Below are 14,252 nucleotides of genomic sequence, written 5' to 3'. Positions count from 1 at the left end.
AAAATTAACACTTCCACAAAATATAGAAATATTAGTAAAGCTATAAGTCCAATTATTTTTATTGTGATTTTCACTTTTCACGGGCTTATTTAAATTGGTGGCAACTTCTGTTATCGTTAGCTTTAATAAAATAAAACATAAAAAATCATTTATAATTCATAAGATTCCTGCCTTCGCAGGAACTAAATCAAATCATCACTAGCCTTCAACAACTCGGTGTTTTCAGCCAACATTAATTCGTCAATAATTTTTTGAATATCACCATCAATGATATTTGATAAATCATAAAGTGTTAAACCTGGCACTCTATGATCGGTCACTCGTCCCTGCGGATAATTGTAAGTTCTAATTTTAGCACTTCTGTCGCCAGAGCTTACCATGCTTTTTCGTTTTTCAGAATCAGCAGCTTGTTGTTTTGCTAATTCTAAATCGTATAAACGCGAGCGTAACACCTTTAAGGCTTTCTCTAAGTTTTTGTGCGATGATTTCTGATCTTGACAACTCACAATCATTCCCGTAGGTTCATGATGTAACTTAATTGCTGAATAGGTTGTGTTAACCGACTGCCCTCCAGGACCAGTTGACGTGGTGCGTTCTATACGCACTTCGGTCATATCTAATTCATAATCAAATTCTTCTGCTTCTGGCAAAACCATAACTGTTGCTGCACTTGTATGCACACGACCTTGAGTTTCGGTTTGTGGTACACGTTGTACACGATGTACACCAGCTTCAAACTTTAAGGTGCCATAAACATCTTCTCCTGAAACTTCAAATATTATCTCCTTAAAACCTCCAGATGTTCCGTCACTCTGGCTCACCACATCGACCTTCCACCCTTTATCACTGCAATATTTGGAATACATACGGTATAAATCGCCTGCAAAAATACTGGCTTCGTCACCTCCTGTTCCAGCACGTACTTCCACGACCACGTTTTTAGCGTCATCTGGATCCTTTGGAATCAGCATAAAACGAATCTCTTCTTCTAGCTTGTCTATGGTCTCTTTTGCTTCATCAAGTTGCAATTTTGCCATATCTAACATTTCAGCATCAGAACCATCCGCAATAATTTCTTCAGCTTCAGAAATATTATCTAAAGCTTCCTTATAAATTTCGCCTTTATCTACAATAAGTTTAAGATCCTTGTATTCTTTCATCAGCTTGGTGTAGCGTTGCTGATCGGATATAATATCGGGTTGAATGATAAGGTCATTTACCTCATCAAAACGTTGTTTTATAATTTGTATTTTCTCTAACATGGCTCTTCAAAAATTGGATTTCAAAAATACAATTTTTTTAGATTAAAGACCGCTTCGCTGTTAGATAATAGAAACAAGACTCTGAAAGATTACTTCATGAAAAACTTTAGTTCTTTTAGTTGAACAAGGTAGCAATCACACTTTTTAAAATTAAGAAATGGAAATTTAAAATGTTACAGTATTAACAACTTGAAACGAGTTTTAGTCTAGGCTCTAAAATCTATAAGCGCAGCGGTCTAGGTTCTTTTTATAAAATTTAAAGGAAATCAAATTTTTAATGTAAAAATAAATGACACCAAATAACGTTATTCATTAACTATGTATCGTCTCCTAGCTATACTATCCTTTTATAAACCATTTGTGATTTGGTCATTTCTGGTTACTGCTGTAGTCGCTTTTTTTAATGCGCAAATAGCACCAGCCATAGCGACCAAATTATTTCTTACGGTTTTTGCATGGTATTATATGAGCGAAACTCCGAATAAACGCAAATTAACGTTTTACAAGAATTTAGGCATATCGCCTTTTAAGCTATTTTCGATTATGTTTCTTATAGATTGTATTTTAACCGTTATTTATTTGACTGTTTTTAGGGAATTTACATAACTGACTTATGAAGATTTAATAAATCTCTATGCAAATTTCAGATTATAAAGATGAATTAAGAAGATTCATTGGATTTTATAATATTATCCAAATCCACAACGACTCCGACACCTAAAATTTGCTTCCACTGTAATTTTGGACCTTCAATAACGATTTCCTCGTTGGTCATGTCGTTGATTTCAACTTCAGCTTTTATATCGTCATCATATCTTAAATGTGAGCCTAAAGTGGCTTTTACATATTTATTGACTTTCATGTCCAAGTTCAATTCCCATTCTACATCAATATTTCCGAAACTATTGATATAATCCGTGTACAAGCGCAGAAGACTCGTCACTTTTATATTCTCGAACATTTCTTCTTCGTATTGGTTAGTCAATAAAATGCCCAATTCTTGTCTTACTTTACTTCCGTCCCTCAAAATGTTTCCTTCTAAATCATAAATTGCAGGATCGACACCAAACGCTCCCCTATTTGCCAAATCATCATCTAAAACGAATGTAGTTTTTAACGTGAATGGTGAAGCGTAAAACGATAAACGTTCAATATGTCGCCCATATTCCATACCCAAACCAAAAAACATATAACCAGGCGCTAGAAATTTTGATATGGGCTCATCTCTGTTGGGATAATTATAGCCGTTAGCCAATTGAGAATTAAAACTAAATTTTGCCGAATAGAACCAATTACTCATTGGGTTTTTCTCTAATCCAACATTAGAAATTACTTCAATAACATCTTCGGTCTTTCTAATGTCTCGATCTGCTTGCTTATTTAAACCATATCGCACATTGAAATTGGAATTCCAAAAGTATTTTTCCTTTTTGTATTTTGCGGTTGCTTTACCAGTCACGATTCCAGTAATGGAATTGGTTCCACCAGCGTTCCAATTGGTGAACGACACTTGATTAAGGGTTAAACCCACTTCTTTTTTTGTACGCCATCCCAATTCAATAGGAGCTTCCTTTTTTTTCAAAAAATACAAAGAATCTGGTTGTGCTGCTATGTCAGTTGACGAGAACAAAATGACACTAAAAATAAGCCACAAATAGTTTTTCATGCTATAAAAATTAATACTGAAATGTACCGTAATCACTTTTTATGGTCAGTTTCTTTTGTTTTGCTCGTTCCACTCTACCCATAACCTTAGCATCTACATTAAAAGACTTAGAAATCTCGATAATGGCATTTGCAACATCTGGTTTTACATAAAGTTCCATACGATGACCACAGTTAAATACTTGATACATTTCTTTCCAATCTGTTTTAGATTGTTCTTGAATCAGTTTGAATAACGGCGGAACTGTAAACATATTATCCTTTATAATATGAAGTTCGTCAATAAAGTGTAGAATTTTGGTTTGAGCGCCACCACTGCAGTGCACCATACCGTGAATAGAATCGCTCTTGTATTTATTTAAAATTGCTTTTATGATTGGAGCATATGTTCTTGTTGGCGATAAGACTAATTTACCTGCATCAATTGGTGAATTTTCAATGGTATCTGTTAATTTAGTTTGACCGGAATATACTAATTCTTCTGGCACAGCCGCATCATAACTTTCTGGATACTTATGGGCTAAATATTTAGAAAACACGTCGTGCCTTGCTGAAGTTAAGCCATTACTTCCCATTCCTCCATTGTATTGGGTTTCATAAGATGCTTGTCCGAATGACTCTAAACCGACAATAACATCGCCTTCGGTAATATTTGCATTGTCTATAACATCGCTTCGTCTCAGGCGAGCTGTTACTGTAGAATCCACAATTATAGTTCTTACCAAGTCACCAACATCTGCGGTTTCTCCTCCTGTGGAATGAATGGTAACGCCAAAGGATTTCAAATCTTCAATTAATTCTTCAGTTCCATTGATTATTGCAGAAATCACCTCTCCAGGAATCAAATTCTTGTTTCTTCCTATTGTAGACGACAACATAATATTATCCGTTGCACCAACGCAAAGCAAGTCGTCAATATTCATTATTAGCGCATCTTGGGCAATACCTTTCCAAACTGAAATATCACCAGTTTCTTTCCAATACATATATGCTAATGACGATTTTGTACCTGCGCCATCAGCATGCATAATCAAACAAAAATCATCGTCATTGGTTAAGTAATCGGGTACAATTTTGCAAAACGCCTTAGGAAACAAGCCCTTATCGATATTTTTAATGGCATTGTGAACGTCTTCCTTTGATGCAGAAACACCTCTTTGTGTATATCTCTTACTTACCGAATTACCCATGGAACAATAATATTAATAGTTGTTACAAAAGTAAGAATTGCTTTTATTTATATGGAATGATTTGGTTGGAATTAATAACAGTTTTCATTTTTCGGCGTAATGCTTCCTTTTTCTTATTACCTCCAAAGTAAAAATGGAGACCTAATCCTGCTCTAAATAAGACATCATCAGATTCACCACCCACTAGTCCATCGAGTTCATCGGTAAACAAATAATTATATTCCCCAAAAAGTTTTAGACCTAAACCTTCTGTGAAAATAAATTCAAAACCTGCACCTCCTTGGGCCTTTGTTGCTGTGTTTTCAAAATAATTAGAGGCATTATAACCACTTCCAGCATATAAAAATGGGGAAAACTTTGTGTAGGGACTGAACAGAAATTCTAAATTTAAATCGAAAGACATAAAACCTTCGTTATATATATCTTTGACCACCACGTTATATTTATGATACGAAAAGTTAATATTTAGATGACTCGTAATGTGATGTTTATAGCCAATTTTAAAATACACATCGAACTCAGTTTCTGGGTAGTCACCTTCTATCATTGCAGAACCTGCTGCTATATCAATAGCATTGGAACCTCTTAAATTGAAAAAAGCATATCTACGTTCAATGGATTTTTCACTTTTTTCATCGCTATCTTGAGAAAAAGCTGAATTAAAACAAAAAATAGTCACTGCTACACTTAGGACAATAGCATTGAATTTGAAAATCATATACTTCTAATTAGAAGATAGTTTATTGCATTGTAGATTGAATATCAAATAAACATTAAAATAAATTATATAATTTGTTTTAAAATTCATTCCATATAATGAGGGGCGGCAATATAGAAAAATATTTAGTATTTCATAAATATCAATCGCATTTATGTAAAACAAAAAAAGGATAAAACCGACCTATCGATTTTATCCTTATTATGTTAATGGTAAAAAATACCTTAATTAGTCATCTTAATTTTTAAGATTCTGCTTGTAACTTGGCTTGTACATTTACAACCTTTTCATTAGTCACTTTATTTAAATCTTCTGATTTATCTTGTGAAAGAATAAGAGTCGCACCAACAAGTATAGCTACACTTAGTAGTAACTTTTTCATTTTTACAAATATTGATTAATAGCCCTACAAAAATACGAAACAAACGTATTATTAAAATGACTATTACCAATTATTTATCATCAAAGCACCACCTTTTCGATAACTAGTTTGATGTTATCGACAAACGACACGAATTGCAATTTTCCAACCTTATTACGTACGTGAACCTACGTACATTCAACCCAAAAATCTGTAATTCAACAGACTTAAACTACTGCCATATCACTACTTAGTAAACAGAAGCTCTCTATATTTGGTTAATGGCCAGAGTTCGTCATCGATCATTAGTTCTAGTTTATCACAATGATATCTAATCTCCTCGAACAATGGTTTTACCTTATTACAATAACCACTTGCTTTGGTTCCTATTTCAGTTTGCTTATTCAAAACTTTACGCTCATCCGTCATTTTAGTTACCAAGGAATTAATAGCTTCTATGTGTAAGGATATTTGCTCTATTAAAAACAACTGTTCTTTGGCAAAGTCCTTAAACTTATCTCCATAAATAGTTTTGAGGCCTGTAACATTTTCAATTAGTATATTTTGATAGCGCACAGCAGTTGGAACTACATGATTACGGGCGATATCTCCTAATACGCGACTTTCAATTTGAATATGAAGGATATATTCTTCCATTTCTATTTCATATCGCGCTTCGGATTCCACCTTATTCATAACGCCTAAGTTTTCAAATAGCTCTATTGTAGATTTAGCAATCTTAACCTTAAGTGCTTCGGGAGTGGTTTTATTATTACTTAGGCCACGTTTTTTAGCTTCCTTTTCCCAAGCTTCGCTATAACCATTACCTTCAAAAAGAATTGCTTTAGACGTTTTAATATACTCTCTTAAGACATTAAAGATAGCATCATCCTTTTTCATTCCCTTTTTGTCGATCAAAGCATCAACTTCAACTTTAAAATCCATTAATTGTTTCGCAACTATGGTATTCAGAACCGTCATAGGATTGGCGCAATTTGCTGTGGAACCAACCGCTCTGAATTCAAATTTATTTCCTGTAAAGGCAAATGGCGACGTTCTATTTCTGTCCGTATTATCTAGAATGACTTCAGGAATCTTCCCAACCACATTCAGTTTTAAATCTGTTTTTTCTTTTGGTGACAATTTTCCTTTTGTAACTGTTTCCAATTCATCTAAAACATTAGTCAATTGCTGGCCTATAAAAACCGAAATTATGGCTGGAGGCGCTTCATTAGCACCCAAACGATGGTCGTTACTTGCGGATGCTATGGCCGCCCTCAATAGTTCTTCATTATTTTGAACCGCTTTTATAGTATTAATAAAGAAAGTTAGAAACTGAAGATTACTCATTGGCGTTTTTCCAGGCGATAACAAGTTAATACCTGTATCAGTACTCAAACTCCAATTATTATGTTTACCAGAACCGTTAACACCAGCAAATGGCTTTTCGTGAAGTAATACCGTAAAATTATGACGTTTAGCTATTTTTTGCATCACATCCATCAGCAAGGAGTTATGATCTACGGCCAAATTAGCCTCTTCAAAAATAGGCGCCAGCTCAAATTGATTAGGAGCGACCTCGTTATGTCTTGTTTTTACAGGAATACCTAATAACATACATTCGTTTTCCAAATCACGCATATAAGCCATTGCTCTATTTGGAATGGTACCAAAGTAATGGTCATCGAGTTGCTGTCCTTTAGCTGGCGAATGTCCTAATAATGTTCGACCTGTCAATACAATATCTGGTCGAGATGATGCTAAATCACTATCGATTAAAAAATACTCTTGTTCCCATCCCAAAGATGCATTTACTTTCTTTACATTTTTATCGAAATACTTACAAACCGCAACAGCTGCATTATCCACCACTTGAAGTGCTCGTAAAAGTGGAGTCTTATTATCTAAGGCTTCACCTGTGTAAGAAACAAACACTGTAGGAATACATAATGTTGTACCATATATAAAGGCAGGAGACGTTGGGTCCCAAGCCGTGTATCCACGAGCTTCAAAGGTATTTCTAATTCCACCATTTGGAAAACTGGATGCATCGGGCTCTTGCTGAACTAACTGGTTTCCACCAAACTTTTCAATAGCAAGTCCGTCTCCTATCGTTTCAAAAAAGGCATCGTGCTTTTCTGCAGTCGCACCAGTTAAGGGCTGAAACCAATGGGTATAATGTGTTGCTCCTTTGGCAATTGCCCATTCTTTCATTCCTGTTGAAATATGGTCGGCAACTAAGCGATTTATCTTCGTCCCTTTTTCAATAGCTTCCATTATACTACTTAAGGCTGTTTTGGTTAAATACTGACGCATTGCGGCTTCGTTGAACACATTCTGCCCAAAAATTTCGGAACGTCGTTTCTCTTCCTTAATATCTTTTGGTTTTCGTTTTAAAGATGCTTTTACAGCATGAAATCTAAGTGTTGACATATTGATAATATTTTGGAACAAAAATACAAAATCTTTAAAAATATCTATAACACCCATACCAAAATAGGGTTATTTATAATAATTGAATGGATTTCACCTAAAGTGCCCTATTTTTTTTGACCTAAAGAAAAAAATAACAATATTTGTATCTATATTTTTAGATAAACAAAATTTTTATTATGGCAAAAATTAAATTAGAATACATTTGGCTCGATGGGTACTTCCCTACTCAAAATATGAGAAGTAAAACCAAAGTTGAAGAGCACGAAAACTTTAAAGGTACCTTAGAAGAATTAGGTATGTGGTCTTTTGACGGATCGTCAACCAGACAAGCTGAAGGTGGATCTTCTGACTGTTTATTAAAACCTGTAGCGATCTATCCAGACCCAGACAGAATTAACGGTTACTTGGTAATGACGGAAGTTTTAAACGCTGATGGAACACCACACGTTTCTAATGGTAGAGCAACAATTGAAGACGAAGACAATGAATTCTGGTTTGGTTTTGAGCAAGAGTATTTCATTATGGATACTAAAACACAATTACCATTAGGTTTCCCTATTGGTGGTTACCCTGCACCACAAGGTATGTATTATTGTTCTGTTGGTGGACTACATACTCACGGAAGAGGTCTAGTTGAAGAGCATGCAGATTTATGTATCGAGGCAGGTTTAAATTTTGAAGGTATCAATCAAGAAGTTGCTTCTGGACAATGGGAATTCCAATTGTTTGCTAAAGGTGCCAAAAAAGCAGGAGACGAAATCTGGATTGCGAGATATTTATTAGATCGTTTAACAGAAAAATATGGTTACTATATAGAATACCATCCAAAACCATTAGGTAAGGATATGGACTGGAACGGTTCTGGTATGCACGCTAACTTCTCTAACGAAGTGTTGAGAACATGTGGTAGCAAAGAAACTTACGAGAAGATATGTGAAGCTTTTAGACCAGTGGTAAAAGAACATATTGAAGTTTATGGTGAATTTAACGATCAACGTTTAACAGGTGATCATGAAACGGCATCTATTAATGATTTCAGCTATGGTGTTTCTGACAGAGGGGCTTCAATCCGTATTCCAATTATTACAGTAGAAAAAGGCTGGAAAGGTTGGTTAGAAGATAGACGACCAGCTTCTAATGGTGATCCATATAAAATTGCAGGTAGAATTATCAAAACTGTAAAGAGTGCTAATATTTCTTCTTAATTAGTATACTCATAAAATGACAAAAGCTCCGAAATTCATCGGAGCTTTTTTTTGCTTTTATTTAAGGGCTATATAAATGAATACTAAATAAGCACCAAATAACAACATCCCTTTTAGTCTTCCAATTTCGAAGCGTTTTGGAACCATAATCAACGGAATTAAAATCGCAGCAAATGCAATCATCCACCAAATGTTTGTCGATAATATTTCTGGAGTTTCTGGATTAACTATAATTGGTTTGATAATTGCCGTTAAGCCCAAAACAGAGGCAATATTGAAAATGTTAGAACCTATAAGGTTTCCTAACGAAATAGCCTTTTCTTTCTTTAATGCAGCAATTACCGAAGCTGCTAACTCCGGAACACTTGTACCTATCGCAATTACTGTTACAGAAATAGCGTAGTCACTAATTCCTACTTGAGCCGCTAATTGTTTTGCGCCATCAACCAGCCAAAGCGAACCATAATATAAACCTGCTGCACCAATTAGCAACCACATTACAATTTTAAAATTAGAAACTTCGGCCAAAGTATCATCCACTTCTTCCATATTTGCCTTTGTCGATTTACGAGAGCTTCTAATCAAAATAATTAAAAACACAATTAAAGCAACAAACATAATCGCGCCTTCTATTGCTGTAAGCACCAAATCATTCTTCAGAAAATAATACAACACAAAAGACAGCAGCATCATCATTGGCCAATTTAATTTATAGAATTCCCTATCTACTGCCAAAGGTGAAATGATAGCTGTTATTCCTAAAACCAACCCAATATTAGCGATGTTAGATCCAATCACGTTACCTAAGGCAATATCTGAAACACCATCTAAAGCCGCCTGTAAACTCACTAATAATTCTGGCGCGGATGTAGCAAAAGAAACCACCGTCATACCAATAACTAGCTTTGAAATTTTCAACTTAAATGAAAGTCCAACTGAAGCTCTTACCAAAAAGTCACCACCAACAACCAATAAAGCCAAACCAGCTAAAACTAGAAATACACTCATTCCTTATCAAATTATTTATTACTTATTTTTCATTTAATGTGCGAAGATAATATTTCATATTAAGACCATCTAAAAACTATGCTTTTGCTTTGTAAATTCCATATAAAACAAATGAATTTCATAAAAAAAGCCAAACTAAAGAATTTCAGTTTGGCTTTAAACGTTCAAATTTATAATCTATTAATTCACTATTATTTTTTTAACAGCAATTTGTTCACCAGTTCGTATTTGCAATAGATATAATCCTGATGCCACTTCTAAATCTATATAATTTTCAACATTAGCAAAGCGCTTTAAAAGTTTGCCTTCAACAGAATATAATTCAACTTCAGTACTCGGCTTTAACCCTGAAATAAAAACTCTGTTATAAGTAGGGTTGGGATATATCGAAATATTCGATAAATCATTTCCATCAATACTTAAAGATTGATTCCAAGTATCTCCAACATTATTTCCCCAAATATATTCAACCATAAGCGGTTGATCTATAAATGGATTTCTATTTTTTTGCCAGTTACAGACCACATTATTTCTGTTCATTTCAAAATCATCTGGAGGATCGTTTCTATGCCAATCCAATAAGGTAGCCAAATCACCTAATTGCCCTGTTATATCCGGAAATCCATTGACCACTTCCAATCCATTATATCGAATTTCCATATACAACACACTTCGGGCCACGTCTCCTTTAAAACTACCTGCATTTCCGGATGGACCATTGTACTCTCCATAATGCTGATTGTTACGTGTGCTGTTCTCCGCAGCATCAGCCGCTCTCAGCGCATGTGCGTCCGAATTTCCATGACGTAGCGAATCTGCTTTGGTCGTCCAAAATATATTAATACCATCTGCTATTTCATCTTCTTCAATATCGAAAAAGCCACCTCTGGATCTTGGAAACGTATGTTCCCTATTCCATTTATCGGTATTATCTGATCCCGTCTGTATATCTAATTTTGCACGTCCTTCTTCAGAATACACTAACCAAACCTGGTTACTGTTGGCAGGATTTTGATCGGCTTCATTCAAAATAGCAATAATATCAGCATAAGTCTGTGCCCTAACCGTTGTTGGGTCTGCAATAATATCTTGTAATGCTTGTCTTAGTGCTATACCTGATAATCCATCTGCACTATCGTAATAACCTGTTGGCTGTGTACTTTGTACAATTCCTGTTGTTGGGTTAAGTGGTGTACCAAAAGGGGCAACCGTAAAATCATTGTCCACTATTCTAACCTCAACAAAATTGTTCGACGCCACAATTGGCTCTACCAAATCCAAAAAATGAATTTGCGCAACTTCATCACCTTCATCCAATGAATCATCTATTAAGGTAATCGTCGTGCTGGTAGAATTTTGACCAGCAGGTATGGTTAAGCTAGTATTTCCCGTAAAATCTGAATTGTTAAATCCGAAATTAGTTAAACTGATATTAAAGTTTAGATCTGAAGTCATATTTGTTTCTGTCGTAAAGGTTATATCAAAAACATCCCCTTCTCCATATTGGGTCTCGGCAACAGAAATGGCAATGGGATTTATTGGAATTCCAGAACCATCATTTTCCCTTCTTGGAGTTGGCGTCGCAGCAGAAAACGTCACGACATCAAATTCGTCAACAAAACGTTGAATTGATTTAGGATTAGCATTGGTGCCATTATCATTATGCTGAACACTTTGACCAAGTAACGCCAATAAATCAGTATCGTCAGCATCGTTTGTGCCATAAACCATTGCATCGATTAGATTGGTTTGCGTAGCAACAGTCTCTTCAGGGAAATCAATTACCGACGCTTGGTAAATACCAACAGCATCTGCTCCATTTTGTATTACATTCTCGGACATTAAAGCTTGAGGGAATGGCGACACATTAGAACTTCCCACTACCAACAATCCATTATTATCCGTTGAATAGCCATTTAAATCATATACAAAATAACTAGAATCATTACCACTACTCGAGCCATTAAAAAACACTAATATATAACCATCAGTAGAAAAATTAGGGGTTTGGGATTTCAACTCTATAAATTCTTCAGTATCTGTACTAGGATTATCGGCATCCAATTCATTAATCACTAAAACCTGTGACCAACCCAATCCCGAAATTAATAGCAATACTATAAACGTAATTTTTTTCATTTCTGCTTTTTTTTTACAAAGATAGTTTTAAAATTCAACTCACCTGTTAAGTCAGAATTAAATACGAAAAAAGCTTCATTTAAAACATGAAAATTATCATGTTAAAACAATTAGAAAAAAGATGAACTCTTAAAATTTGACACTTTGAAAGATGAAAGTCCTCTACGAAATCGAAAACGCCTTCAAAAATGCTCTATAAAAGTATTTAAATGAAACTATAATTGATTATTGTTATAATATTTTAAAACTTATATATAGGAAAGTCACAAATAATTAAAACACATATCATCTTTTTAGTTATAAATTAGAATTCAATTTCGCGGATTTTTACGGAAACGTTTGGAACATAATGTGTTGAAAATATATATTGAAAACTCAATTAAACAAACAACGTATTTATTAACCTCTAAAACCAAACTATTATGATGACCTTAGCAAAACTGATTATTGAAATTATTTTAGCAATATTCTAAATTCAAACCCAACCAAACCACCAATCAAAAAAAATAAGTAGGACTTAGTTCTAGAATAAGTTTTACTATTTTTGTTTTAAAGCTACATTAAGCAAAAAGTGTCTTTACAAGAAATGAAGAAATTAATCTTTAAAGCTTTGGCCAAAATTAACAAAGCCGTATTACCGTCTTACAGCAAGAAACAATTAGACCTTAGCAAAGCATCTAAATTTCAACTTGCTATAATAGGCTGGCGGGTTTATGTAACAAAAAATGCGCTTGGGTAAACAAACCTGTCATTTTATATTTTTTATCTTATTCTACTCTATCCGTTTCAGTAAATTTCCATATCTTTTTTTTCGAAAGAACATTATTCAATATTTGAAAACCGAAAAAATAGCATTGGACTATGACTTTTATCTTTAAAAAAACGTATTTAAACTAAATAGGTTGTAAAGTTCAATCCTTTCACATATCTTTCATTGTTATATGCAAGAGAAAAATCCAACCCTTTCTTTAAACGATAGCTTTATCGAAGCTGTTAAAAATAATGATCCACAAGTTTTAAAAAACCTGTACGTTAACAACTATCCTAAAATAGAAATTTTAGTATTAAGAAATAGTGGCTCAAAAGATCAAGCCAAGGACATTTACCAAGATGCATTTTTAGCCGTTTGGCAAAATATTAAACAAGACAAATTTATTCCAAAAAGTGAATCTTCAATCAACGGCTACCTTTATACAATTGCAAAGAATAAATGGTTGGATGTCTTAAGATCCAGCGGCTATAAAAAGACAATTGTGGCTTCACAATTAGGACATTTTGAAATAAAAGACGAAGAAAATAATGATATTGATGATGACATTTTAAAAGATAAACGATTAGAAGATGTAATGCTAGCCTTTAAGAATTTAGGCCAAGCATGTAAAAGCTTATTACGTATGTTCTATTTTGAAAAAAAGTCGATGAAATTAATTGCTGAAGAATTGGCATTAGACTCGGCTTCGACCCGAAATAAAAAATACAGATGTATGCAAAAACTAAAAAGTTTAGCCCTGAAAAATTGATTATTAGCAATGGATTTACAACACATAACACAAGAAGAACTAGAGTATATTGAGAAGTATCTCAATGGAAATCTAGATCCTTTAGATTTAAAACAATTTGAGCAACGCTTGCAAACAGAAGCCGAATTTAAATCTAAAGTTGAAGATATTAAAACGGTCTTAACTGGTATTGAAACCCAAGCCTTAAAAGAACAGTTAGATATTTTTCATGAGGATATTGATAACGTTTCAAATCCACCCGAAAAAGAAGATACCAAAGTGCATACTCTAAATTGGAAACGACTTTTAGTAGCTGCTGCACTTATTATTACCGCAGGTAGTTTTTGGTTTTTAGGAGGCAATTCTAACGAACGACTCTATGCCAATTACTTTACACCAGATCCTGGCTTACCAACAACAATGGGTAGTTCTGACAACTATGATTTTTATGAAGCTATGGTAAATTATAAACAAGGTGATTATAAAACAGCAATAGCCAAATGGGAAACTTTGCAAAAGGCAAAACCAAATAACGATACTCTAAATTACTTTATCGGAGTTGCTTATTTGGCGAATAAAAATGAAGAAATCGCAATTCCTCTTTTGGAAGGTGTAGCGCAAAATTCTGAATTTGCACTTATTAATGATGCTCATTATTATTTAGGATTGGCCTATTTGAAAGCAGATAATGTAGAAAAAGCGAAGGCTAGTTTACAAAAATCCAATGTAGAAAACAGTAAAGCCCTTTTGTCTGAGCTAAACGATTAAC

The 14,252-nt window shown here is 34.1% G+C and carries 13 protein-coding genes; 5 read left to right on the top strand and 8 right to left on the bottom strand.

The window, feature by feature from the left end:
* Positions 1-182: 182 nt before the first annotated feature.
* Positions 183-1,262: a peptide chain release factor 1 gene (gene prfA, locus HM990_RS04035; RefSeq protein ID WP_178987711.1), complete on the bottom strand. Its 1,080-nt coding sequence runs from the start codon at positions 1,260-1,262 to the stop codon at positions 183-185.
* 318 nt (positions 1,263-1,580) lie between these two features.
* Between prfA and HM990_RS04030 the strand changes: the two genes are divergently transcribed.
* Complete coding sequence (locus tag HM990_RS04030) at positions 1,581-1,868, top strand: hypothetical protein (RefSeq protein WP_178987710.1); 288 nt, start codon at positions 1,581-1,583, stop codon at positions 1,866-1,868.
* A gap of 55 nt (positions 1,869-1,923) precedes the next feature.
* On the opposite strand, the gene HM990_RS04025 is transcribed toward HM990_RS04030, so the two are convergent.
* The 5 genes from HM990_RS04025 to HM990_RS04005 all read right to left on the bottom strand — a co-directional run bounded on the left by HM990_RS04025 (position 1,924) and on the right by HM990_RS04005 (position 7,629).
* Complete coding sequence (locus HM990_RS04025) at positions 1,924-2,928, bottom strand: DUF3078 domain-containing protein (RefSeq protein ID WP_178987709.1); 1,005 nt, start codon at positions 2,926-2,928, stop codon at positions 1,924-1,926.
* A 10-nt stretch (positions 2,929-2,938) separates the two neighbouring features.
* Complete coding sequence (locus tag HM990_RS04020) at positions 2,939-4,117, bottom strand: AIR synthase related protein (protein WP_178987708.1); 1,179 nt, start codon at positions 4,115-4,117, stop codon at positions 2,939-2,941.
* Positions 4,118-4,160: 43 nt separating this feature from the next.
* The gene (locus HM990_RS04015; RefSeq protein WP_229719357.1) at positions 4,161-4,835 is read right to left on the bottom strand and encodes a Curli production assembly/transport component CsgG; all 675 of its coding nucleotides are present in this window, start codon (positions 4,833-4,835) and stop codon (positions 4,161-4,163) included.
* 244 nt (positions 4,836-5,079) lie between these two features.
* On the bottom strand, positions 5,080-5,217 hold the full coding sequence (locus tag HM990_RS04010; protein ID WP_178987707.1) for a hypothetical protein: 138 nt from the start codon (positions 5,215-5,217) through the stop codon (positions 5,080-5,082).
* Positions 5,218-5,442: 225 nt separating this feature from the next.
* Positions 5,443-7,629 (bottom strand): glutamine synthetase III family protein, encoded by a 2,187-nt coding sequence (locus tag HM990_RS04005; RefSeq protein WP_178987706.1) that lies wholly within the window; start codon positions 7,627-7,629, stop codon positions 5,443-5,445.
* A gap of 179 nt (positions 7,630-7,808) precedes the next feature.
* Between HM990_RS04005 and HM990_RS04000 the strand changes: the two genes are divergently transcribed.
* Positions 7,809-8,837 (top strand): glutamine synthetase beta-grasp domain-containing protein, encoded by a 1,029-nt coding sequence (locus HM990_RS04000; protein WP_178987705.1) that lies wholly within the window; start codon positions 7,809-7,811, stop codon positions 8,835-8,837.
* A 57-nt stretch (positions 8,838-8,894) separates the two neighbouring features.
* Here the strand turns inward: HM990_RS04000 and HM990_RS03995 are convergent, their stop codons facing one another.
* The gene (locus tag HM990_RS03995; protein WP_178987704.1) at positions 8,895-9,845 is read right to left on the bottom strand and encodes a calcium/sodium antiporter; all 951 of its coding nucleotides are present in this window, start codon (positions 9,843-9,845) and stop codon (positions 8,895-8,897) included.
* Between the two features lie 180 nt (positions 9,846-10,025).
* Complete coding sequence (locus HM990_RS03990) at positions 10,026-11,984, bottom strand: endonuclease (protein ID WP_178987703.1); 1,959 nt, start codon at positions 11,982-11,984, stop codon at positions 10,026-10,028.
* A gap of 586 nt (positions 11,985-12,570) precedes the next feature.
* Here HM990_RS03990 and HM990_RS03985 point away from each other — a divergent pair.
* The 3 genes from HM990_RS03985 to HM990_RS03975 all read left to right on the top strand — a co-directional run bounded on the left by HM990_RS03985 (position 12,571) and on the right by HM990_RS03975 (position 14,251).
* On the top strand, positions 12,571-12,723 hold the full coding sequence (locus HM990_RS03985; protein WP_178987702.1) for an SsrA-binding protein: 153 nt from the start codon (positions 12,571-12,573) through the stop codon (positions 12,721-12,723).
* Positions 12,724-12,925: 202 nt separating this feature from the next.
* On the top strand, positions 12,926-13,504 hold the full coding sequence (locus tag HM990_RS03980; RefSeq protein ID WP_178987701.1) for an RNA polymerase sigma factor: 579 nt from the start codon (positions 12,926-12,928) through the stop codon (positions 13,502-13,504).
* 9 nt (positions 13,505-13,513) lie between these two features.
* Complete coding sequence (locus HM990_RS03975) at positions 13,514-14,251, top strand: tetratricopeptide repeat protein (RefSeq protein ID WP_178987700.1); 738 nt, start codon at positions 13,514-13,516, stop codon at positions 14,249-14,251.
* Position 14,252: the final 1 nt, after the last annotated feature.

Origin of the sequence: Winogradskyella schleiferi (genome assembly GCF_013394655.1) — a bacterium.
Taxonomy (GTDB): Bacteria; Bacteroidota; Bacteroidia; order Flavobacteriales; family Flavobacteriaceae; genus Winogradskyella; species Winogradskyella schleiferi.
Note: the sequence above shows the minus strand (reverse complement) of the source record. Positions and strands in the feature narration are given on the sequence as shown.

Coding starts and splice junctions, on each gene's coding strand:
- prfA (WP_178987711.1), bottom strand. CDS start 1,262: ATGTTAGAGAAAATACAAATTATAAAACAACGTTTTGATGAGGTAAAT.
- HM990_RS04030 (WP_178987710.1), top strand. CDS start 1,581: ATGTATCGTCTCCTAGCTATACTATCCTTTTATAAACCATTTGTGATT.
- HM990_RS04025 (WP_178987709.1), bottom strand. CDS start 2,928: ATGAAAAACTATTTGTGGCTTATTTTTAGTGTCATTTTGTTCTCGTCA.
- HM990_RS04020 (WP_178987708.1), bottom strand. CDS start 4,117: ATGGGTAATTCGGTAAGTAAGAGATATACACAAAGAGGTGTTTCTGCA.
- HM990_RS04015 (WP_229719357.1), bottom strand. CDS start 4,835: ATGATTTTCAAATTCAATGCTATTGTCCTAAGTGTAGCAGTGACTATT.
- HM990_RS04010 (WP_178987707.1), bottom strand. CDS start 5,217: ATGAAAAAGTTACTACTAAGTGTAGCTATACTTGTTGGTGCGACTCTT.
- HM990_RS04005 (WP_178987706.1), bottom strand. CDS start 7,629: ATGTCAACACTTAGATTTCATGCTGTAAAAGCATCTTTAAAACGAAAA.
- HM990_RS04000 (WP_178987705.1), top strand. CDS start 7,809: ATGGCAAAAATTAAATTAGAATACATTTGGCTCGATGGGTACTTCCCT.
- HM990_RS03995 (WP_178987704.1), bottom strand. CDS start 9,845: ATGAGTGTATTTCTAGTTTTAGCTGGTTTGGCTTTATTGGTTGTTGGT.
- HM990_RS03990 (WP_178987703.1), bottom strand. CDS start 11,984: ATGAAAAAAATTACGTTTATAGTATTGCTATTAATTTCGGGATTGGGT.
- HM990_RS03985 (WP_178987702.1), top strand. CDS start 12,571: ATGAAGAAATTAATCTTTAAAGCTTTGGCCAAAATTAACAAAGCCGTA.
- HM990_RS03980 (WP_178987701.1), top strand. CDS start 12,926: ATGCAAGAGAAAAATCCAACCCTTTCTTTAAACGATAGCTTTATCGAA.
- HM990_RS03975 (WP_178987700.1), top strand. CDS start 13,514: ATGGATTTACAACACATAACACAAGAAGAACTAGAGTATATTGAGAAG.